The organism is Mycobacterium sp. IEC1808 (genome assembly GCF_002101935.1).
GTDB lineage: Bacteria > Actinomycetota > Actinomycetes > Mycobacteriales > Mycobacteriaceae > Mycobacterium.
In genome coordinates, this window is record NZ_LQPV01000006.1 from 215588 (window position 1) to 235836 (window position 20249).

At 67.6% G+C, this 20249-nt stretch carries 22 protein-coding genes; 5 read left to right on the forward strand and 17 right to left on the reverse strand.

Annotated elements, in window-relative coordinates; translation table 11 throughout:
* Nucleotides 1-90: 90 nt before the first annotated feature.
* From AWB92_RS04535 to AWB92_RS04560, 6 genes are read right to left on the reverse strand one after another with little or no spacing between them, the layout of a single operon-like run.
* On the reverse strand, nucleotides 91-891 hold the full coding sequence (locus tag AWB92_RS04535; RefSeq protein ID WP_085184243.1) for an NAD(P)-dependent oxidoreductase: 801 nt from the start codon (nucleotides 889-891) through the stop codon (nucleotides 91-93).
* Complete coding sequence (locus AWB92_RS04540; RefSeq protein WP_085184244.1) at nucleotides 888-1703, reverse strand: NAD(P)-dependent oxidoreductase; 816 nt, start codon at nucleotides 1701-1703, stop codon at nucleotides 888-890. Before AWB92_RS04540 ends, AWB92_RS04535 begins: the two co-directional genes overlap by 4 nt.
* Nucleotides 1703-2590: an alpha/beta hydrolase gene (locus tag AWB92_RS04545; protein ID WP_206601288.1), complete on the reverse strand. Its 888-nt coding sequence runs from the start codon at nucleotides 2588-2590 to the stop codon at nucleotides 1703-1705. Before AWB92_RS04545 ends, AWB92_RS04540 begins: the two co-directional genes overlap by 1 nt.
* Nucleotides 2587-4248, reverse strand: a complete 1662-nt coding sequence (locus AWB92_RS04550) for an OB-fold domain-containing protein (RefSeq protein ID WP_085184245.1) — start codon at nucleotides 4246-4248, stop codon at nucleotides 2587-2589. Before AWB92_RS04550 ends, AWB92_RS04545 begins: the two co-directional genes overlap by 4 nt.
* Nucleotides 4230-4526 carry a ferredoxin gene (locus tag AWB92_RS04555; protein ID WP_085184359.1) on the reverse strand — a complete coding sequence of 99 codons (297 nt, stop codon included), beginning with the start codon at nucleotides 4524-4526 and terminating at the stop codon, nucleotides 4230-4232. Before AWB92_RS04555 ends, AWB92_RS04550 begins: the two co-directional genes overlap by 19 nt.
* An 8-nt stretch (nucleotides 4527-4534) precedes the next feature.
* Entirely contained in the window at nucleotides 4535-5815 is a 1281-nt protein-coding gene (locus AWB92_RS04560) for an NADH-ubiquinone oxidoreductase-F iron-sulfur binding region domain-containing protein (RefSeq protein WP_085184246.1), read from the reverse strand.
* A gap of 31 nt (nucleotides 5816-5846) precedes the next feature.
* Between AWB92_RS04560 and AWB92_RS04565 the strand changes: the two genes are divergently transcribed.
* A complete protein-coding gene (locus AWB92_RS04565) occupies nucleotides 5847-6329 on the forward strand; it encodes a hypothetical protein (protein WP_085184247.1) in 483 nt (160 codons plus the stop codon).
* 5 nt (nucleotides 6330-6334) lie between these two features.
* Here the strand turns inward: AWB92_RS04565 and AWB92_RS04570 are convergent, their stop codons facing one another.
* From AWB92_RS04570 to AWB92_RS04585, 4 genes are read right to left on the reverse strand one after another with little or no spacing between them, the layout of a single operon-like run.
* On the reverse strand, nucleotides 6335-7201 hold the full coding sequence (locus AWB92_RS04570) for an alpha/beta hydrolase (protein ID WP_085184248.1): 867 nt from the start codon (nucleotides 7199-7201) through the stop codon (nucleotides 6335-6337).
* A gap of 11 nt (nucleotides 7202-7212) precedes the next feature.
* The gene (locus tag AWB92_RS04575; RefSeq protein ID WP_068138314.1) at nucleotides 7213-7626 is read right to left on the reverse strand and encodes a Rieske 2Fe-2S domain-containing protein; all 414 of its coding nucleotides are present in this window, start codon (nucleotides 7624-7626) and stop codon (nucleotides 7213-7215) included.
* Between the two features lies 1 nt (nucleotide 7627).
* Nucleotides 7628-8773 (reverse strand): amidohydrolase family protein, encoded by a 1146-nt coding sequence (locus AWB92_RS04580; RefSeq protein ID WP_085184249.1) that lies wholly within the window; start codon nucleotides 8771-8773, stop codon nucleotides 7628-7630.
* A gap of 38 nt (nucleotides 8774-8811) precedes the next feature.
* Nucleotides 8812-9903 (reverse strand): amidohydrolase family protein, encoded by a 1092-nt coding sequence (locus tag AWB92_RS04585; protein WP_085184250.1) that lies wholly within the window; start codon nucleotides 9901-9903, stop codon nucleotides 8812-8814.
* 267 nt (nucleotides 9904-10170) lie between these two features.
* Between AWB92_RS04585 and AWB92_RS04590 the strand changes: the two genes are divergently transcribed.
* Complete coding sequence (locus AWB92_RS04590; protein WP_142281932.1) at nucleotides 10171-10830, forward strand: hypothetical protein; 660 nt, start codon at nucleotides 10171-10173, stop codon at nucleotides 10828-10830.
* Between the two features lie 142 nt (nucleotides 10831-10972).
* On the opposite strand, the gene AWB92_RS04595 is transcribed toward AWB92_RS04590, so the two are convergent.
* Both AWB92_RS04595 and AWB92_RS04600 read right to left on the reverse strand, forming a co-directional pair.
* Nucleotides 10973-11875 (reverse strand): NAD(P)-dependent oxidoreductase, encoded by a 903-nt coding sequence (locus AWB92_RS04595; RefSeq protein WP_085184252.1) that lies wholly within the window; start codon nucleotides 11873-11875, stop codon nucleotides 10973-10975.
* Between the two features lie 9 nt (nucleotides 11876-11884).
* Complete coding sequence (locus tag AWB92_RS04600; protein WP_085184253.1) at nucleotides 11885-12265, reverse strand: carboxymuconolactone decarboxylase family protein; 381 nt, start codon at nucleotides 12263-12265, stop codon at nucleotides 11885-11887.
* A gap of 82 nt (nucleotides 12266-12347) precedes the next feature.
* On the opposite strand from AWB92_RS04600, the gene AWB92_RS04605 reads away from it, so the two are divergent.
* The 3 genes from AWB92_RS04605 to AWB92_RS04615 all read left to right on the forward strand — a co-directional run bounded on the left by AWB92_RS04605 (nucleotide 12348) and on the right by AWB92_RS04615 (nucleotide 15252).
* Nucleotides 12348-12998 carry a nitroreductase family protein gene (locus tag AWB92_RS04605; protein ID WP_085184254.1) on the forward strand — a complete coding sequence of 217 codons (651 nt, stop codon included), beginning with the start codon at nucleotides 12348-12350 and terminating at the stop codon, nucleotides 12996-12998.
* Nucleotides 12999-13094: 96 nt separating this feature from the next.
* Nucleotides 13095-14093 carry an acyl-CoA dehydrogenase family protein gene (locus AWB92_RS04610; protein ID WP_085184360.1) on the forward strand — a complete coding sequence of 333 codons (999 nt, stop codon included), beginning with the start codon at nucleotides 13095-13097 and terminating at the stop codon, nucleotides 14091-14093.
* Entirely contained in the window at nucleotides 14077-15252 is a 1176-nt protein-coding gene (locus AWB92_RS04615; RefSeq protein WP_068109848.1) for an acyl-CoA dehydrogenase family protein, read from the forward strand. The genes AWB92_RS04610 and AWB92_RS04615 overlap by 17 nt, the downstream gene beginning before the upstream one ends.
* A gap of 79 nt (nucleotides 15253-15331) precedes the next feature.
* Here AWB92_RS04615 and AWB92_RS04620 read toward each other — a convergent pair whose 3' ends face one another.
* The 5 genes from AWB92_RS04620 to AWB92_RS04640 form a co-directional block, all read right to left on the reverse strand.
* The gene (locus tag AWB92_RS04620) at nucleotides 15332-16750 is read right to left on the reverse strand and encodes an alpha/beta hydrolase-fold protein (RefSeq protein ID WP_085184255.1); all 1419 of its coding nucleotides are present in this window, start codon (nucleotides 16748-16750) and stop codon (nucleotides 15332-15334) included.
* A 181-nt stretch (nucleotides 16751-16931) separates the two neighbouring features.
* On the reverse strand, nucleotides 16932-18308 hold the full coding sequence (locus AWB92_RS04625) for a cytochrome P450 (protein ID WP_085184256.1): 1377 nt from the start codon (nucleotides 18306-18308) through the stop codon (nucleotides 16932-16934).
* Nucleotides 18309-18322: 14 nt separating this feature from the next.
* Nucleotides 18323-18523 carry a ferredoxin gene (locus tag AWB92_RS04630; protein ID WP_085184257.1) on the reverse strand — a complete coding sequence of 67 codons (201 nt, stop codon included), beginning with the start codon at nucleotides 18521-18523 and terminating at the stop codon, nucleotides 18323-18325.
* Between the two features lie 21 nt (nucleotides 18524-18544).
* Entirely contained in the window at nucleotides 18545-19420 is an 876-nt protein-coding gene (locus tag AWB92_RS04635; RefSeq protein WP_085184258.1) for a mycofactocin-coupled SDR family oxidoreductase, read from the reverse strand.
* 23 nt (nucleotides 19421-19443) lie between these two features.
* Entirely contained in the window at nucleotides 19444-20145 is a 702-nt protein-coding gene (locus tag AWB92_RS04640; protein ID WP_068138339.1) for an SDR family NAD(P)-dependent oxidoreductase, read from the reverse strand.
* Nucleotides 20146-20249: the final 104 nt, after the last annotated feature.

Here is a 20249-nt window from a genome sequence, read left to right on the forward strand (position 1 = left end):
GGCGGGCTGAACCGTTACAGCGGATTGCCTGACTGTAACGCTAACGGTAGCGCTTTCGTGACGCAGCGAAAAGACCAAAACACCACCAGGTCAGACCTTCCCGCCAACCCCGTCGACTTTGATCACTTGCTCCAGTGCGCCCAGGTCACCGCCCAGTCCCGCGGCGACGTCACGCACGACCGCCACGTCTTTGGCCACGAATTCGCCCGCTACCTCGATGAACGAGCCGACGGAGCCCCGGGCGGCGACGATGTCCAGCACCCGGCTGGTGGCGCTGCCCTGGGGGAGCGCTTCCAGCAGCGTCGATTCCGGGACGCCCAGGCTTTCGCCCAACCGGATGGCCTCCGCGAGCAGCCCGATATGGCCCGCGAAAAGCGCATTGTTGACCAGTTTCACCTTCTGCCCGGCGCCGATCGGCCCGACGTGCAGGACCGGATCGCCGTAGCAGCCCAACACGGTTCGCACCCGGTTCACCGCGGCGTCGGCGCCGCCGACGAAGAGCGTCAGCATGCCGGCGGCGATGTCGTGCGGGCCGCCGCTGACCGGGGCGTCGACCACGCCGACGTCGGCGGCGCGGGCGGCAATGGCCTCGATCGTCTTGGGGCTCGCGGTGGTATGCACCACCAGCGTGGAACCCGGCCGCATCGTGGGTAGCAGGGCGCCGTCCAGGCAGACCTGCCGTACTTGTTCGTCGGCGAATACACAGACCACCACGACGTCGGCCCACGGACCGAGCTCACCCGCCTCGTCCACCGCATGGGCACCGAGCCACGCGAGATCGCGGCGCTGTTCGTCCGACCGGGCCAGGGCCCGGACGTCGTGGCCCGCGTCGATGAGCCGGACCACCATGGGGCGTCCCATCCGGCCCACGCCGATGAAGCCGACTTTCATCGGGGGTGCCCCATCTGGGTCAGGGTGGCGTCGGCCGCGTCGAGCACCGCGCCCCCGCGGGCCGCGGCCCGCTCGGCGAGTTCGACGATCAACCGGACGTCCTTCTGTAGCAGCGTCCCCGCCAGGCCGGCCAGCCGGTCCAGGCCGCCGATGCCGCCAAGAGCGTTGAGCGCAAAGCTGTTTGCGCTGCCGCGCGAGACGACTTCGACGAGGCGATCCGGCGACACGCCCAGCTCGTCGGCCAGCGACAGGGCGGCGGCCGCGGTGCCCAGGTTGGCGGTGAACAGCAGATTGTTGAGTAGTTTGGTGGTCTGCCCGGATCCGAGGTCGCCCAGGTGAACGACGGGGTCGGCGTAGGTTTCGAAGACCGGACGGCAGCGCTCGACGACATCGCCGTCGCCGCCGACCATCACCAGCAGCCGGCCCTCCGCGGCCGCCGGACCGCCGCCGCTGACCGGCGCATCGATGATCGAAACCCCATGAGCCTCGGCCTGTTTGGCGAGCTCACGGCAGGTGTCGGGATGGACGGTGCTGTGCACCGCGATGACGCTGCCCGGTGCCATGGCCGCCAGCAGGCCGTCCCCGCCGCCAGTGAGTTCCTCGATGTCGGCGTCGCCGACGACGCACAGGCAGACGAGATCGCTATCCGCGGCCAGATCGGCCGGCGTCGGGGCGATCTTGGCCGGGGTGTCGGCGAACGGCTCCAGCGACGCGGGCCTGCGCGCCCATAGCGTCGTCTCGTAGCCGCCCTCGATGATCCGGCGCGCCATGGGGCCGCCCTGACTGCCTAATCCGATGAACCCAACCCGCATCAACCGGCCTCCAAATCGGCTTCCGAATCCGTTGACCGCTCACCCGCGCATTCCGCCACGAACGCAAGGACTTTCGCGTGGTAGTCGGGGGCGGTGTGGCCGAGGCTGATGTTGTGCCCGGCGTCGGATTGACGATGCACGACGAATCGCGGCGCTGCGGAGAACAGCGCACTGATCTGGGTCACCGCCGCGTCATCGGCCTGCCAGACCTTTTCGTGCTCGGCGATGCTGAAGTGCACGGGGACGCGCACGGCGGGCGCCAGCTCCGGGAAGGTCTGCCGCGCCCAGTCGGAGACCATTTGGTCCTCGTAGGCCGGCGCCGACGGGGAAACCGTTGCGCCGCCGAGGACCTCGGGCGGATACAGCTCCGCGGGGCTCCACAGCAGGTCGCGCATGCCCGGCGGGCGGCGTTCGCGGGTGGCGGTTTTCAGTATTTCCTTGGCCGCAGGGTGGTAGTGCCGACCGGTGCCGGCCAGTTCGATGCCGAGCAGCTCTGCGCCGCGCGCGTCGGCGGCCATCCGCATCGTCAACTCGCAGCCGCCGGAATGGCCCCACACGAAGACGCCTGCGCCACGGGGTCGTTCGCCGAGGATGCGCTCCACCGTGCCGTAGGCGAGGTTGACCCGCTGCTCGCCGGAGGCCATCGCTTCGGGGTACGGCGCGGAGCTGCCGTAGCCGGGGCGGTCGAGGGCCACGACGGTGAATCCGGCCTCGGCGCCCGTGCGCAACAACGAATACGACGGGTGGCCCGGGCAGTCGAAATACAGCGCGGTGGTGCCTCCACCGTGGATGGCGACGATCACCGCCGTGGGCTCGGCAGCCTCGGCGACCAGGGCCGACATCGGCACGCCGTCGACGATCACCAGCCGCGGACGGACGCTCGTCATGTGTCGCCCCGCAGTAAAAGCACGCCGCTGGGGGTGAGTCCCCCGCTGCTGACGACGCCGACGCGGGCGTCGGCCACCTGCCGGTCACCGGCCTCGCCGCGCAGCTGGCTGACCGCTTCGTGCAGCAGGCCCATGCCGTGGGTGCGGCCGTGCGACAGCTGGCCGCCGTGGGTGTTGAGCGGCAATTGCCCGTCGCGCGCGATGTTCTTGCCGCCGTCCAGGAATTCCTTGGCCTCGCCGATGCCGCAGAATCCCAGCGCCTCGATCCAGGACAGGCAGTTGAAGGAAAACCCGTCGTAGAGTTCGGCGACGTCGACGTCGGTGGGCCGCAACGAGGTGCGGGTCCACACATGCGCGGCCTGGCCCAGCACCTGCGGCTCGTGCGTCAAAGTGCTTTGGTCCCAATCGAGTCGCTCGACGATCTGGGTGCCGACGGCCTCCACCAGAACGGGCGGCTTGGCCAGGTCGCGGGCGGCGTCGACGGCCGAGACGATGACGGCGATCGCGCCGTCACACGGCACGTCGCAGTCGTACAGCCCGAACGGCGTGGTGATGGGACGCGCATTGAGGTAGTCGTCCATCGTCATCGGGGTGCGGTAGATGGCAGTCGGGTTGAGTTCGGCGTTGGCGCGCTGGTTCAGCGCGATCCAGCCCAGCGTCTCTTTCGTTGTGCCGTAACGGTGGAAGTGCCGCTGCGCGTTCATCGCCAGCGTGTGGGCGGCCGAGGTGGCGCCGAATGGCATCTGCCAACCCGACATTCGGCCGATCGAGGGCGCGATTTTGCCCTGCTTCATCAGCTCGCCGTGGGTGGCTTCCCAAACCGTCCGGAAGCACAGCACGTGGCGTGCGAGCCCACCGGCGATCGCCAGCATCGCAGCGATCACGGAGCCACCCGGGCCGAACGTTTCCATCGCGCCGTTGTGCCACGTCGGCCGGATGCCCAATGCGGCCTCCAGGGCGGTGGTGCCCCCCTCGCCCATTCCCGCCACGTTGAGAGCGCCGGGGTAGGTGGACAGGCCGTCGATATCGGCGAATGTCAGCCCGGCGTCGGCGATGGCCGCTTCGCAGGCCTGAACGGTGAGCGACAGCGGCAGCTGCATCAAGCGGCGGCCGATCGGCGACATGCCGATGCCGGTCAGCGCGACCTTGTCCTCGAACTTCTCCTGGGTCAGCATGGGACGCACGTGCTCGCCGAAGCGCTCGGGCGGGATCTCGTCGGACGGCAGGGCTGCGGGTTCGGCATCGGGAATCGGCCGGAACAGCGGAAACCACACGTCCTCGACCTGCTCGAAGACCACCTCCACCTGTTGACCGAGCTCCAGCCGCTCGAAATCGCACTGGACGATGTTGGTGGTCAGTCGCACGCGCGGGTCCTCGGCGATCGCCACCTGCGCGACGACGTAGGGGGCGGCGAGTCCGGGCAGGCTGAACCGCTCGTTGACGGTGAACCCGGCCAGCGTCGCCCGGCCGGAAACGGCCCGCACACCCACGTCCCGGGATCGGCAATATCGGCACACCGGAGCCGGCGGATGGATCAGCGCGTCGCAGCTCTGGCATTCCTGCAGCCGGAGCGTGCCGTCGGCGCCCGAAGTCCAAAAGAACTCGTTGTCCTGCGTGATCAGGGGCAGCGGGCGTCCGGTCAACGCGTGAAACCCCATTCGGCTTCGCTCGCTTCGGTATTGACGTGGGCGGCGGGGTCGTCATCGGTGGTTGGCTGCGGCGGCACGTCGTCCGGTCGGCGTTCGTCCATTTCCATGATGGCGTGCACCGGGCAGTCCATCAGGGCGCGCATGACCGCGTCGCGGTCGGCCTCGGGCACGGTGCCGTCGCCGATCAGGCACGCGTATCCCCAGTCGTCGAGCGAGAAGTAGGCGGGCGCGTGCTTGGCGCAGATGCCGAACCCGTCACACAGGGTGCGGTCCAGGTGGATTCTCATGCCCTCGCTCACGCGTAGACCACCGCCTCCACCTCGTAGGGTCGCCCGGCGCTAAACGCGTTGGCGCGGCACGGTTCACAGGCATTGTCCAGATGCTGGGCCACCGCTTGCGGGAACTGGTCGAGCATGGTGGCGGCCACGTTGGTCGCGGCGTCCAGCGTGGCGCAGGCTCCGCGCCCGCGCAGCATCACCGACCAGTGGCGCAGCCGATCCAGGTCCTCGGGGGTGGCGGCGCCGTCGCGGAGCGCCCCGGCGGCGGCGGCCATCGCGGCGGTGCCGTTGAAGCACGAACCGCATTGGCCCGCGTTCTCGCGATCGAAGTAGGCCAGCACCGACGCGGCGACCGCCACCGGGCAGTCGTCGGCGAGAACCGCGATCGCACCGCATCCCAGTCCGCTGCCGAGGTCACGGAACGTCTCGTGGTCCAACGTGGCGTTCAGCACGCTGCGATTGAGCAGCCCGGCGAAGTAGCCACCCAGCAGCGCGCCTTGGACGCGATCCGACGAAACCCCGTGCAGGGCAAGCAGATCGGCGAACGGCAGGCCGTGCGGGACCTCATAGAGGCCCGGCGGCCGGCCGCCGCCGGTGAAGGTCACGAGGAAGGTGCCCGGCGAGGACGACGTGCCCAGCGAGCGGAACTCCGCCGCGCCGTGCCGCTGCAGGTAGGGCAGGTTGGCCAGGGTCTCCACATTGCTCACCAGGGTGGGCAGCCCGCCGACGCCCTGCTGAAATGGCCGCGGCGGTTTGTCGGTCGGCTTGACGGGTCCGCCGTTGATCGCGCGGGTGACCGCAGTCTCCTCGCCGGCGATGTACCCCGGGGCGACGTTGACCACCTCGATCGCGATGTCGCCGGGCGGCTGCTCGGCGAGCGCGGCCTGGACACTGCGGGCCGATTCCGCGTCGGACAGGTAGACGTAGGCGCGGTCGGCGGCCACCATCGCCGTGGCCAGCCGCAGCCCGTCGAGGACCTGGTGCGGCCGGTGCCGCAGCAGCCACCGATCCTTGATCGAAGCGGGTTCGCCCTCCTCACCGTTGGCGACGACGACCGCGCCACCCGCCGCGCGCCCGTTGTCGCGCACGGCGCGCAGCTTCACCGCCATCGGAAAGGCCGCGCCGCCCCGGCCCTGCAGCCCGCTGCGCTCGACTTCACCAAGCAGTTCGTCGGGGTCGGCGAGTGGACGATAACCGCCGAGTTCGAGGTACGCCGCGCGGTTTTCACCCGCGTGGCCCGGTCGATCACCCAGCAGCCGCGACGGACACCCGGGCCAGGAGGTGACGGTGATATCCATCGCCTAGCTCCCCATCGTTAGTCTGGCGCACATGCGAACCGCGGTAGTGCGCGTCAACGTGGATCCTTCCGGCGTCCTCACGGCCGAACAGCTAGGACACGGCATGACCGCACTCCTCGAGCTTGCCGGCGAGCTGGGCCTGCAAGTCGTCGAGAACAACCTCTCGGCCATGCCGGCCGGCCGGCGCGAGGTGGAGGTGCTCGTCGCCGGCGAAGACGCCGATGCCGTCAAGCGCGTCGGACTTGAGTTGTGCGGCAGAGCTTTTGGCGGTTTCAACGTCGCGCCGGTGGCCGGCGTGGTGACATTCATCAGCCGGGGAACCGACGACGACGCGCACGGCGTGCTGTCCGGTTTCGGGCTCACCGGCGAGATCGTCCGGACGCCCGGCGACGACGGTTTAGACATCATCCACGTGACCTTGCGCGAGGCGGATCTGGATCGCGTTCCGGAAAGCCGGATTCACACCGCCCTCGAGGCGTCGCTCAACTGCGAGGTTCGCATTCGCACCGTGTGAACGCATCAGGAGCCCAAGAATTCGAGGATGGCGGGGGCGGCCTGCACCCAGGTGTCGAACATGTTGAAGTGCTTCACCCTGCCCGCCGCGCGGTCTTCGGACGCCCGCTCCCAGGCGTCCTCCGGCCAGGGCGGGTCGATCAGCTTGGAGCCCTTGATCAGGCAGCTGACCTCCAGCGACGTCCGCTTCGGGTGATCCATGTCGTTCTCGCCGCCACGAATGATCAACGTGGGGACCTTGATTCGATCGAACATTTCGTCCTCGACACCCGGAATCGTCTGTCCGGGCTTGGAGACGAACGCATTGAGCCAGCGCAGCATCACCTTGAGAAACTCGTCGGAGTCGAGGTCAAGGAACCGCTGCTTGTTGGCGGGGTTCTGCTCGATTCGCTCGCGCCATTCCTGCACTTTCATCACGCCGTCCATTCCGGTGCCGCGCACCGCGAGAATGCTCGGGATGATGTAGAAGGAGCCCAGCACGAAAGTGCCGTAGATGCCGCCGACGATGTTCCACACCACGAGTTTGGTGACCATCTCGGGGTAGAGCATCGTCGTCAGCATGGAATCCCTTGCGCCGCCGGAGCCCCCGGCGAGGATGCAGCGCTCGAAGCCCAGACCCGTCACCAGCTTGTGCAACGTCTCGGCCCGCATGTGCGACTCGCTTTGGCCGTAGAACTGCACATCCGAGGCCCCGCAGTTGGGCCGGTCCCACAGCAGCACCCGATAGCCGCCGGCGGCCAACGCATCGGCCAGCGGGCGCAGGCCCTCGATCTCCTTGCTGAACCGCCCGCCCGGCGTCAGGGCAATGAGATCGCCTGTGTCACCGAGGATTTCGTAGACAACGTTTCCGCCATTCACCTCGAATGTCGACACAGATGCTCCCGTCACGCCATCACCAGAACGTCGTTGCCGACGACTCGCACCGGGTAGGTGCGGATGCTCCACTCCGGCTTGACCGCGGTCGTGCCGGTCGCGAGCTCGAAACCCCATTGATGCCAGGGGCAGTAAATGAACTCCAGGTCGCGCACCATGACCGAGTCGCCGGCGGCGGTCTCGTCGACGATCGTGCGTCCGCGGGCGCGCCCCGAGCACAGCGGACCGCCCTGGTGTGGGCAGTAATTCGCGATGGCGTAGAAGGCGCCGTTGACGTTGTAGACGCCCACGCCGTGTCGCCCGATGGGCACCAGTTTGTGGGTGCCGGGGGGGATTTCGTCCACGGTTGCCACGACGTGTTCGCGCCCCTGAGCGAGGCGGGGCTGGGGCGGCCTGGTGGTTGCCCCTTCTTGTTCAGACGCCAACTCAGAACACCCGGGTCTGACCCTCGAGGACCGGCACGGTCTCCGGGAGGTGGTAGGTCGCGATCCCGTTCTTGTACATCACCGCGTCCCGGGCCGCCTTCGGAAGGTGCTTGACCAACCAGCGCGGGTCGTCGAACGTCCAGTGCGGGTAGTCGGAGGAGAACAGCAGGATCTTGTCGCACTCCATCCACTCCAGGGCGCGGGTCAACTCGGTCTTGTCTTCCGGGTAGTCGAGCGGCTGGGTGGTGAACTTGATGTGTTCCTTGACGTATTCCGATGGCTTGCGCTTGATCTCGACCCGCGACTTGCGGGCTTCGTAGAGCGCGTCCATCCGCCACATCAGCGGCAGGATCCAGGAGAACGCGTGCTCGACGAACACGATGCGCAGCGTGGGGAAGCGGTCGAAGACGCCGTCGAAGATCAGGCTCATCACCTGGTTGGCGGCCAGCAGCGAGTAGGTCACCATGAAATCGTGGTTGTAGCTCGGCAAACCCACCGGCGGCGTCGGCAGCATCTCGTAGTTGCTGCGCGACAGGTGGCAGCTCACCGTGATGTCGTGCTTGGTGGCGGCCTCCCAGATGGGGTTGTACTTCGGGTGGCCCCATGACGGTCGCGGCTCGGCCTTGATCAGGATCTGCGCCATGTACGGATGGCCGGCCCACGTCTCGATCTCGCGCGCCGCCCCCTCCGGATCCTCGATCGCCGCGCAGATCGAACCGCGCCAGCGCTCGTGCCAGTTGTTGTGGCTGTCGAGCCAGTGGTTCGCCTGCCAGTGGTTGAGCGCGGTCGAGAACGCCTGGTGCGCCTCGGCCAGCCGCGGTGTGCGGCCGCCCGGTTCCAGGATCGCGATGTCGGAGCCCGCTTGCATGATCAGTTGCCGGAAAGCCATGTCCGGGTCGCTGCAGGCGAACTCGCCGTCCGGCGGGAAGGCGTCGGCGCGCATCGCGAAGGTGTGCGCGTAGTCGGGGGCGTCGTAGTAGATCAGCTCGCCGACCTTGTGGTCCAGGAAGAACTTGCTGCGCCACGGCTCGGGGATGTACTGGGTGAGCTCGCCGCGCCGGGGCACCGGGTGGATGTCGGAGTCGACGCACCGGACGGCTATGCGCTCGGCGGCGGGAACCCGTTCGTGTATGTGAGTCAGCGTCATCTCTGTCTCCTCAGTCTCCCCTTGTCCCTATTCTGCGACTAGCCCGCTGCCAGGTCGACCGAAATGTCGATCCCGTACAAGTTGGCCGCGTTGCGCCAGCACAGCTTGTCGCGCTGTTCGGCGGACAGCGATGCGGGCACCCGGCCGACGTCGTTGCTCTGCCAGTGCGGGTAGCTGGAGCCGAACATCACCATGTCTTCCTTGCCGGTGAAGGCGAACCACTCGCCGGCGAAGTCGGCGTCGGGCGGACCGTCGAGGCTGCCCTGCACGAAATAAACGTGGCCGGGGATGTAGTCGCTGGGGATGCGCGGTGCCCAGGGCGTCTGTTCCAGGTGGGGCCGGCCAAACGTGTCCATCCGCCAGATGAATGGGGTAAGGAAGTCGGCGGCGCCGTCGGCCCAGACGAACTTCAGGTTCGAGAAGCGCTCGAACACACCCTCGGCGATCATGTTCATCAGGTGATACAGGTAGTTCAGCGCCATGAAGCTGACGTACTGCTCGTAGGTCAGGGTGTGCCCGGACGGCGTCGGAGGGAAGCCGATGCCCTCGCCCGTTTCGATGTGCACGGCGACCGGAAGCCCCGCGTCGGCGGCGGCCTCCCAGAGCGGCCAGAACTGGGGCTTGCCGTACAGCTCGCGGGATTGCAGCGGGACGCCGATCTGGACGATGCGGGGGTCGGCACGCCATTTCTCGATTTCGCGCAGGGCGCCTGCGATGTCGTCGGGGTTGACCCGGATGGTGCCGCGGAAACGCTCGCCGAACTCGGCGGAGTCCAGCCAGCGCGACACCATCATCTCGTTGTGGGCGGCGTGCAGCGCGGTGCCCAGGTGACGGTCGGGCATGATGCCGCGCCCCATCGGATGCAGGATCGCCACGTCCACACCGCGCTTCGAAAACAGTTCGTTGCCAACGAATTCCGGATCCGAGCCGGGATACTGGCGGTCCGGCCCCTCGGTGTTCGGCGCGTATTCGCCGCCCGGCGCGCCGTACCAGTCCATCTCGTAGTCGGGGAAGCCACGGCTCTTGAACGGCTCGCGCAGGAAGGAGCGCAGGTCCTTGTTGGACGAAAAGAAGACGTGCACGCTCGCGTCGATCAGCGGGGTGCGGGTTCCGTCGGCGTGTTCGATCACGTAAGCCGCCCCCCGGCTCGGGAAGCCAAAGTGAGCCCGATGAGGGCATCTGATAGATAAGCTAACATTCTCGGCGGTCGCCAATCAACGGTATTTCGGTAAGCATTTCGGTTAAACATCGGCCCTGGTAGCCATCGGTATTGCCGTTATCCGGGTAAGTAGCGTTCTTGATTGAGGATAATAGCATTCTCGCTCTTGTCGGTGAATGCCGACCGGTGCCCGCCGGACGCCGAACCGATTCTGCAAACGGCCGGTACGATCCGTCGCGTGGTGAGGGCCGTGCACGCGTCCATGGTGCGCTGGATCGGCCTCCTGTTCGTGGTCGGCGCGGTACTGTTCGCGCTCGGCGTCCTGCTCTCGCTGCTTCCCGCGTCACCACCGCTGCTCTCGGCGTTGACCTACGCGGTGGGGGCGGTGTTCTTCACCGCCGCCGCAACGCTTCAGCTGATCCTCGCTCGCCGCGAGCTGCCCGAGGCCGAGCAGCACTCCCTGCCGTTGCGGGCGCGCACCACCGACTGGCTGGCCGCAGCCATTCAGTTGGTGGGCACGGTGCTGTTCAACGTCAACACGATCGACGCCGCGGTGACGATCGGTGCCCGCCCGGAGCTCATCGACGTCGACGTGTGGGTGCCCGACATCGTCGGCTCCGTCGCGTTCCTGGTCTCGTCGGCGATCGCGATCGTTCCCGAGGTCCGGGCCCGGCGGCACTCCCACGTTGCCAGCGCCTCGCAGCGCATCGCGTTCCTCAACTTCGCGGGATCCGTCCTGTTTTTCGCCTCGGCCGTCGGCGCGCTGGTGCTGCGCTCGGGCGCCGACGTCAGCCTGGTGTGGGCCAACATCGGCACGTTCTTCGGCGCGCTGTGCTTCCTCGTGGCGGCCTGGCTTTTCGGCTGGCCCCCGCGCCAACCACAGAGCCAAATTCAGTGATCGCCAAGTGGATTCAAGCGCTAGCCGGGCCTTCGGGCGTCGCGTGTGAACTGTGCGCCTGGCCTGTGAATCGTGGCAGGAGAAATCGCCGAATTCCCTCCGCCGGTACACAATCAAAGCCATTACTGCACACTCAACGCGATTAGCCCGGAAGCGGCTTCACCGGACCCACGGTGACACCGGCGGCCCTCTCGAACGGCTTGATCACCGTCGTGAAATCGGAGTCCGGGCCCTCCTCGAGCGCGGCCGCCTCCCAGAGCCGGGCCACCGTTTCGGCGACGTCGGCCGGGGCGCCGAGCGCTTTCGCTTCGTCGAGATACAGCCGCACGTCCTTGACCATCAGCCCGGTGGCGAAGCCGTAGTCGAAGGTGCGCGGCAGGATCGCGCGGGGGAACTTGTCGCGGCTCGCGCTCGTCGCACCCGAACCCGCGTTGAGCACTTCGATCATCACGCCCGGGTCGAGACCGGCCTTCACGCCCATCGCGACGACCTCCGCCGTCGCGATCAACACGTTGGCCGCCAGGATGTTGTTGGCGAGCTTCATCGTCTGCGCCGAGCCGGGTTTCTCCCCGATGTAAAGCGGTCGCCCGATCGCCTCGAGAACGGTTCGTATCAAGCCGAATTCGCCGCGCGGCCCGGACACCATGACGGCGAGCGAACCCTTCTCGGCTCCGCCCACGCCGCCGCTGACCGGGCTGTCGATCGCCACGATGCTCCGTTTCGCCAGCGCGTCGCGGATGTGCACCGCCGTTCGGCTGCCGACGGTTGAGAAGTCGACATAGCGCTTGACGCGTGAACCCTCGATCACGCCCGCGGCCCCGGTGGCCACCTCCACGGATGCGGCCGGCGTCGGCAGGCTGGCCATGACAGTCTCGACCCGATCGGCGACCTCTTTCGAGGACGACGCGCCGTGCGCGCCGGCGGTGACGAGGCGATCCAGCGCCGCGGCGTTCATGTCAAAGGCGACGACGTCGTGGCCTTGTTGGATGAGGCGACGTGCCATGGGAAAGCCCATATTTCCCAGCCCGATGAATCCGACCTCCATCGCCGACCCCTAGCCCTGATCCACTTCGGCGAACGCCTCACGCGCGATGCGGAAGCTGTCGACGGCGGCCGGTACGCCGGCGTAGATCGCGACCTGGAGGAATATCTCGCGGATCTCGTCGCGCGTGACACCGTTCGTCAGCGCCGCCTTGACGTGCGTCCGTAATTCGTTGGGGCGGTTCAGGACCGAAATCATCGCTAGGTTGAGCATGCTGCGGGTCTTGAGGGCCAGGCCGTCGCGGCCCCAGACCGCACCCCAGCAATACTCGGTGACGAGGTCTTGCAGCGGCTTGGTGAAGTCGTCCGCGTCCGCCAACGCTTGGTTGACATACGCCTCGCCCAACACCGCCGAGCGGATCTCGAGTCCGCGCTGGTACATTTCGCCGTCCAATGGTCTTCTCCTTTACGCCGCGTGCTCCTAATAGACCCTCCTGATAGACCTTGTGTAACAGCCCAGCCTCGAGGGAGACGCAATGACCGGTGCAAGCAGTGACGTCTGGGAAGTCATGGCGACCGCCCGGACGATCCGGCGGTTCACCGACGAGCCGGTCGACAATGCCACCCTCACGCGTTGCCTCGAAGCGGCCCGGTGGGCACCCTCGGGCGCCAACGCGCAGGGCTGGCGCTTCGTCGTGCTGCGCTCGCCCGAGCAACGGGCCGTCGTGGCCCAGGCGGCCGCCCACGCCCTGGAGGTGATCGAACCCGTCTACGGGATGAGCCGGCCCGCCGACGGCGACAACAGCCGCCGCGCCCGAACTTACCGCGCCATGTACGAATTGCACGATCGTGCAGGCGAGTTCACCTCGGTCCTGTTCGCGCAGCAGCACTATCCGACGGCCTCCGAGCTGCTGCTGGGCGGGTCGATCTTTCCCGCCATGCAGAACTTCCTGCTGGCCGCGCGCGCCCAAGGGTTGGGGGCATGCCTCACCAGTTGGGCCTCTTACGGCGGCGAGCGGCCGCTGCGCGAAGCCATCGGCATACCCGAGGATTGGTTGGTCGCCGGCCACGTCGTGGTCGGGTGGCCCAAGGGCAAGCACGGGCCGCTGCGCCGACGACCGCTTTCCGAGTTCGTGAACCTCGATCGCTGGGGCCAGCCGGCCGATGCACTGCTGGGTGCCGGCTAGGCGTTCGGACACCTCGTAACCGCTTTTCGAGATTATTACTTCCGACAGGGAGAATGCTATTCTCGCGATTGGCGGTGACGACAGGAGGCGGCCCGGATGCTGTTGGAGTTCGATGCTGATCAGCGGCTGTGGCAGCAGACCGTTCGCGACGTCGTCGCCAAGCAGTGCCCGCCGTCGCTGGTGCGCAGCGTGGCTGAGGACGGCGTGGATCCGAGCCCGCTGTGGAAGTCCTATGTCGACCAGGGCTGGACGGAGCTGAACGATCCGGCCAGCGCCGTCGAGCTGGCCATCGTGCTCGAGGAGTTGGGGCGCGCGACCGATCCCACCACGTTCCTGGCGACGATGAGCCAGTTCGCCCCGCTGGCCGAGGATCGATTCGACCCGCACGAGGCCGGAACCGCGGTGTACGGCGGGGTGTGGGCGCACCGGGACGCCGACGGCTGGGTGCTGGACGGCACGGCGCGACATGTTCTGGACGGCGATCGCGTCGACCGGCTGGCGGTGGTGACCGACGCCGGGGTGTTCATCGTCGCGGCCAACCAGGTTTCGGCGCGCCGCTCGGCGGTGTTCGACCCCCTCCTGCACGTCGCCGACCTCTCGTTCGGCGAGGTCCGGGTTCCCGACAGCGCGCGGCTCGCCGTCGACGCGGAACGGGCCCAGCACGTCGCGCTGACGGGCATGGCGATCACGATGGTCGGCGCCTGCCAGCGCATCCTCGACCTGGTCCTCGAGCACGTCCGCAGCCGGCAGCAATTCGGGGTGCCGATCGGTTCGTTCCAGGCCGTCCAGCACAAGGCCGCCGACATGCACGTCGCGGTCGAACGCGCCCGGGCGCTGGCCTACTTCGCCGCGCTGACGATCGCGGCCGACGATCCGCGGCGCCGGCTGGCGGCCGCGATGGCCAAAGCGTCCGCGGGGGAGTGCCAGTCGCTCGTATTCCGGCATGGCTTACAGCTTTTCGGCGCGATGGGCTTTACCTGGGAGAACGACCTGCAGTTCGCGCTGAAGCGGGCCAAGGCGGGCGAGCTCATGCTCGGCGGCGCGGCGCAACACCGGGCGCGCATCGCAGAGGAATACCGTGCAGCTGACTTTTGATCCCGACGTCGAGGCGTTCCGGGCGGAGTTCGCGGCCTTCCTCGACGAAAACCTGCCCGACGCAAGCGAAACGCTGGAGCGCCCGCGGTCGGTGTCGCACATGCCGCAGTGGGCGCGCGACTGGCAGCGGCTGCTTTTCGACAACGGCTGGCTGTTGCCCAGCCAGCCGCCGGAATTCGGTGGTCGCAACGCGACGGTGATTCAGCAGTTCGTGTACCTCGAGGAACTCAGCCGCCGCCGGATCTATCACAGCTTCAACCCGCAGGGCGTAAATATCGTTGGGGCGTCGCTGCTTTCGTTCGGCAGCGACGATCAGAAGCGCCGCTGGGCGGTGCCGATCCTGCGGGCCGAGATCACCGCATCGCTCGGGATGAGCGAACCCAGCGCGGGCTCCGACCTGGCGTCGTTGCGCACCCGCGCGGTACTGGACGGCGATCACTTCGTGGTCAACGGGCAGAAGGTATGGACCTCGGGCGCCCACGATGCCGACGTCCTGCTGACGTTCGTGCGCACCAACCCGGATGCGCCGAAACACAAGGGAATCAGCGCGCTGATCATCCCCACCGACACCCCGGGTCTGGTGCGCCGGCCTTTTCCCTCGATCTGCGGTGCCGACGACCTGGATTTCAACGAGGTGTTCTTCACCGACGTGCGGGTGCCGGCCGAGAACCTGGTCGGTGAGCTGGACCAGGGCTGGCGGGTGGCCAACGGGTCGCTGGGGCACGAACGCACGATGATGTGGCTGGGTTTCGCCGACCGACTCGACAACATGATCGACGACTTTCGCCCGAGCACCGAAGTCGAGCGCGACCAGTACGCGAGCACGATCATGGACAAGCAGGCGCTGCGCCTGTTGGGTTCGGTTGCCCTGGCGCGTGCCTCGCGCGGCGAAGACGATGTGGCCGCGATCTCGGTGCTCAAGCTGCTCGGGTCCGAGGCCGAGCTGCGCGGCATGGAGCTCGCGCTGACGTCGGCGGGATCGGACGGGCTGATCCACCCCGGGCAGACCGGCCCGTACGCGCACATGAACCTGGACCACTACTTCGCCAGCTGGTTCGAGCGTTATGCCCGAAGCTTTTCCGGCACCATCGCCGGCGGCACCTCGGAGATCCAGCGCAACATCATCGCGCAGCGCGTGCTCGGCCTACCCCGCGGCTAGGTTTGTGCGTCGAGCGTGCGGCCAGCCGCACGCTCGTTGTCGAATGTGCGGCCAGCCGCACGTTCGCGGGACTAACCCACTAGCTCTGGTCGTGGCCCACCACCTCGGTGTGGTTGGGGTGTGCGGTGCCGGGCAACGGGATGCGGGCCACGTCCGGGGTACCCAGCCGGCCGGCCAGCCAGGGCAACGCGGTGGCGAAAGCTGCGCTGGCGGTGGGCCAGTCGTGCCTGCCCGGCTGGGCGACCACCGCGCAGTCGATGCCGTTCGCCCGGCCGAGGCCGCACAGGGCTGCTGCTGCGGCGGCCTGGTTACCCGGGTCGGTGGCGGCGCCGCGACCGGCGACTGCCATCGCGGTGCTGTCGACGACGGTGAGATCGCGATGGGGCGCCGGGGCACCGCCCGACGTGATCGCGAACCAACCGGACACGCCGGTGTAGCGGCCGTGGCGGCTGATCACCGTGGTCGGGTCGAATGCCGCCCAGGCGTCGGCATTTCCGCCGAACAGCCCGGCGATGGTTTGCGACTTGCTGCCCGTGTTGGGGGTCAGGTCGCCTTCGATGTCGACGAACGTGCTGAACAGCGTGGGGTGCATGACGGTCAGGTCCACCGCGCAGGTCCCGCCCATCGAGAAGCCCACGATGCCCCAGCGCGACGGGTCGGGGCTGACTCCGAAATTCGAGACCATGTAGGGCACAACGTCTTTGGTGAGGTGGTCGGCGGCGTTGCCGCGGCTTCCATTGACGCACTCGGTGTCGTTGTCGAATGCCCCGCCCGGGTCGACGAACACCAGCACCGGCGCGTTGCCTCCATGCGCGGCAGCGAAGGCGTCGATGGTGTCCACCGCGTTCCCGGCGCGCACCCAGTCGGCGGGCGTGTTGATCATGCCGCCGATCATCATCACCGTCGGCAGCTGCGGCGGCGGAGAGCTCGAGAACCACGCCGGCGGCAGGTACACCAGTTCCTCGCGATGCTTGAAATGCGACGCGTCGGAAGGGATTTGCACCGGCACCAGGCGGCCGCGGGATGGCCTGGCGCCGCTCGCCGCCATCGCGGTGACGGTGGCCTTGTCGGTCTGGCCGGGTAGCGGAGCGGAGGTGAGCTGGTCCCACCCGCTCTGCACCGTCTGCACGTACCCGAACCACTGGTTCAGCACCAGCAGCGAGCAGAGCGCACACAGCGGCAGGCACAGGATCGATACGGCGCGGCGCCACCAGCGAGCGCCGCGCCAGCCCAGGATCACGACGGCCGCGGCCGTGCCGGCCAATGCGATCCACACATACAGCGCGGCCGGCGCCGGCTCGGTTGCCACCCGGCCGATGTACCAGTGCGCCCCGAAGGCCGCCACGCCGCCCGCGACGACGGCCACGGGCAGCCAGCACAGGAGCCAACGGCGTGATCGTCGCCCGATGGCGAGCCCCAGCGCGAGAGCGGTGGCGGCATCGACCGTCAACGGCAGCCAGCCGTGCATCAACGAGATGTGGTTACTCAGGAGCTGCATCGTGATTCCTCCTCCCGGCGGCCAGCGATCGGCGCGTGTGAGAGAAGGATTAGACGTCGGCCTCTACGAAGCCTCTACGGATTCTTGGAGGCGCGGTCCAGACGGCGAGCAGACACAAAAGCCCCTCACCACGCGGCGTGTCGGGGGCTTTTGCGTCTGCTCGCGAGGGGAACGGGGCCACCTAGTCGATGACGGCGGCTTCCTTGCGCTCGGTGATCGGCCTGGCCAGCTCCTGCTCGTCGCAGATGCGTTGCAGCTTGTCCAGCGTCTCGTCCAGGCCGGCGCCGACCCGTCGGCCGGGCGTGAAGGTGGCCGGCAGCTTCCGCATCCCCTGGATTACGCCGATGGTCTCGTAGTGGACGGTCCCCTCGGGGTCGCACGTGTAGTCGGGCATCCGGTCCAGGACCGCGGTCAGCATGGACTTGAACACCGTGCGCGCCACGTTCGATCCGGCGCAGCGGTGCACGCCGAGCCCAAAGCTGAAGTGCCGGTTGCCTTTGCGGTCGAGGATGATCTCGTCCGGGTCGTGGAACACCGAGCGGTCGCGGTTGGCCATGGCCCACGAAATCCACAGCCGCTCGCCCTCTTTGAAAGTGGTGCCGTCGAGCTCGACGTCATCGGAGAAGGTCCTGCCGTCGCCAGGGGCGGGGGTGAAGTAGCGCAGGAACTCTTCGGTCGCGGGATCGAGCAGCGTCTCACGCTGCTTGCTGAGCAGCTCGCGCTGATCGGGATGCTGCGAAAGCCATTCCAGCGAATGGGCCGTCAGCGCCGTGGTGGTGTCGAAGCCGCCGCCAATGATCAACCCGAGATTTCCGATGATTTCCAGATCGGGCGCGGGCTCGCCGTCGATCCGCATTTCGAGCAGGGCATTGACCAGGCCGGGCCGCGGATTTTCGCGGATCTCGATCATGTTGTTGATCAGGTCGATCCCCATCTGCCGGTGCATTTCGGTGACCCGCTGGATGTCCGGCGAATGCTCCGGGGTGTACACCGCGGCGTGGGTCGGCTCGCTGTACATCTGCCAGTTCTTCAGCGGGATGCCCATCATCGCCAGCGTCAGCACGGCCGGCACGATGTTGGCGAGGTCGTCGACGAAGTCGATGCGGCCCTCCTCGATCTTCTCGTCGACGCAGGCGCGCGTCACGTCGTCGATGAACGGCTCCCAGCGCTTGACCGCGGCCGGTGAGAGGTAGGGGTTGAGCACGGCGCGGTAGGTTTTGTGCTCGGGGTTGTCCATCTCCAGGATGCCGCCCCGGATGCCGTTGATGCGGCTGGCGGTCGGGATCGAAATGCCTTTGTAGCCGCGGCGTTCATTGTTCACATCGTGGTCGTTGGACACCGCCGGGCAGCGGGCGAGCTCGAAGACCTCGTGGCTGCCGGCCGCCACCCAATGTCCGCCGTAGGTGTCGCTCCAGGCCATCGGGCACCGGGCGTGCATCTCCTCGGTGATGTCTTTGAACCGCGACCGGTACTCCGGGGAGTGCCGATCGAAGTGATACCGGTTCCGCTTACGGTCGCTGTCGCTGACCTGGTCATCAACGCTGTCGTCGACGCTCAAGGCACTGTCTCCCTTTACGTTTCATCCGTGATGATGATGGCCTGCTCAGGGCAGGAGTGGACGGCTTCGCGGACCTGATCCTCTTTGTCGGCCGGCACCACCTCGTCGATCGCCGACGAACTGCCGTCGATGTCGCTGAGCTGGAACGAATCCGGCGCGATCATCGCGCAAAGGGTGTGGCCCTGGCAGCGTTCCGAATCGACCCAGACCTTCACGGTGTCTCCTTGCGAGTTGTCTTAATTCTCGTAGTCGTACCACTTGAGGTAGCCGCCGGCATCGACGCGCAACTGCACGCCGGTGACGTAGCGGGCCTCGTCGGAGGCCAACCACAGGACGGCGTTGCTGATGTCCTCGGGTTCGACGTAGGGGATTTTCATCGCCTGCTGCACGCCGAAAACCGGCTCGGCGTCGGCCCGCGTCGGGCGCTCCAGGTCCGGCCGGAACGAGCGGTACATCGGCTCGCTCTGCAGCATCGGGGTGTTGGTGTTGGTCGGGTGGATCACGTTGGCGCGGATGCCCAACGGCGCAAGCTCCGTTGCCAGGTCGTGAACGTAACGCGACAGCGCCCGCTTGGAGTGGATGTAGGCCATGCCGCCCGGGTCGGTGCCGGGGTTGTCCTTCTTGGCGGTGTCCATCAGCGCCGCGGTGGATCCGGTGGCGACGATCGAGGCGCCCTCGCGCAGGTGCGGCAACGCGACCTGGATGGCGTTGATGGTGCCGATCAGGTTGGTGTTGATGACGTCGCACCACGCCTGCAAAGGCGGCTGGCCCTTCATGCCGGCGACTCCGGCCTGCGCCACGACGATGTCGAGCCTGCCGAACTCCGCGACCCCTTGCTCCAGGGCCGCGCTCAGTTGCCCGGCGTCGCGCACGTCGGCCTGGGCGATCACCGCGCCCTGCCCGGTCTTCTCGATGAGCCGCGCGGTCTCCTCGAGGTCCTCGGGTGCCGCCATGGGGTAACCGATGGTGTCGAGGTCACGGCACAGGTCGACGGCGATGATGTCCGCGCCCTCCTCGGCCAGCCGCACCGCGTGGCTGCGGCCCTGCCCGCGCGCCGCGCCGGTGACGAAGGCGACCTTTCCCTTCACGCGCCCTGGTGCGCCGTCTGCCACACTCTCTCCTTTTGTGTCGCTGCTCAGGTGTTTCGGCCGCCGTTGACGCCCAGTATCTGACCGGTGATGTAGCCGGCCTCCTCGGAAATCAGAAAGGCGCACGCGGCCGCGATGTCTTCCGGCCTGCCCATCCGGCGCACCGGGGTCCGGGCGATGGTCGCCTCGATGTCGCCGAGGTATCCGTGTTGTTCCGCGGCGCGCAGCATCGGGGTGTCGATGAACCCCGGCGGTACGGCGTTCACGGTGATGCCGTTGGGCCCGTATTCGAGTGCCAGCGACTTGGTGAGGCCATTGACCGCGGACTTGGCGGCGACGTAGTGACTCATGTAGGGCGCACCGGAATGGGTGCTCGACGACGAGATGTTGACGATCCGTCCCCACCCGGCCTCGACCATGTCGGGCAGCACCGCCTGGGTCACGTGAAAGACGCCGTTGAGGTTGACGTCGACCACCCGCCGCCACTCCTCGAAGGTGATGTTGGTGAAGCGCTTGAAGCCGTCCAGCCCGGCCGCGTTGACCAGGACCGTCACGGGGCCCAGTTGGGCGCGGATGGCCGCGAGCGCGGCATCCACCTGCGGCCGGTCGGTGACGTCGGCGGTGAAGGCGAAATCGGCTTCCGACGGCCTGAGGTCGATCGTGGCGACGTCAAGGCCGTCGGCGCGCAGGCGCTGCGCGACCGCTTGACCGATGCCGGATCCGCCGCCGGTGACCACCGCGGTCTTCACGTCGAGGCCTCGCCTGCAAATGGGGCCGTCTCAGTCACAAAGAATCTCCCTTACAATTATGAGAACCTTACTCTCGCGGCGAAGCGCCGTGCAACATGGCCGTG

Coding starts and splice junctions, on each gene's coding strand:
- AWB92_RS04595 (WP_085184252.1), bottom strand. CDS start 11,875: ATGGAGGTCGGATTCATCGGGCTGGGAAATATGGGCTTTCCCATGGCA.
- AWB92_RS04580 (WP_085184249.1), bottom strand. CDS start 8,773: ATGACGCTGACTCACATACACGAACGGGTTCCCGCCGCCGAGCGCATA.
- AWB92_RS04555 (WP_085184359.1), bottom strand. CDS start 4,526: ATGAGAATCCACCTGGACCGCACCCTGTGTGACGGGTTCGGCATCTGC.
- AWB92_RS04560 (WP_085184246.1), bottom strand. CDS start 5,815: ATGGATATCACCGTCACCTCCTGGCCCGGGTGTCCGTCGCGGCTGCTG.
- AWB92_RS04610 (WP_085184360.1), top strand. CDS start 13,095: ATGCTGTTGGAGTTCGATGCTGATCAGCGGCTGTGGCAGCAGACCGTT.
- AWB92_RS04535 (WP_085184243.1), bottom strand. CDS start 891: ATGAAAGTCGGCTTCATCGGCGTGGGCCGGATGGGACGCCCCATGGTG.
- AWB92_RS04605 (WP_085184254.1), top strand. CDS start 12,348: ATGACCGGTGCAAGCAGTGACGTCTGGGAAGTCATGGCGACCGCCCGG.
- AWB92_RS04545 (WP_206601288.1), bottom strand. CDS start 2,590: ATGACGAGCGTCCGTCCGCGGCTGGTGATCGTCGACGGCGTGCCGATG.
- AWB92_RS04620 (WP_085184255.1), bottom strand. CDS start 16,750: ATGCAGCTCCTGAGTAACCACATCTCGTTGATGCACGGCTGGCTGCCG.
- AWB92_RS04540 (WP_085184244.1), bottom strand. CDS start 1,703: ATGCGGGTTGGGTTCATCGGATTAGGCAGTCAGGGCGGCCCCATGGCG.
- AWB92_RS04550 (WP_085184245.1), bottom strand. CDS start 4,248: ATGGGGTTTCACGCGTTGACCGGACGCCCGCTGCCCCTGATCACGCAG.
- AWB92_RS04565 (WP_085184247.1), top strand. CDS start 5,847: ATGCGAACCGCGGTAGTGCGCGTCAACGTGGATCCTTCCGGCGTCCTC.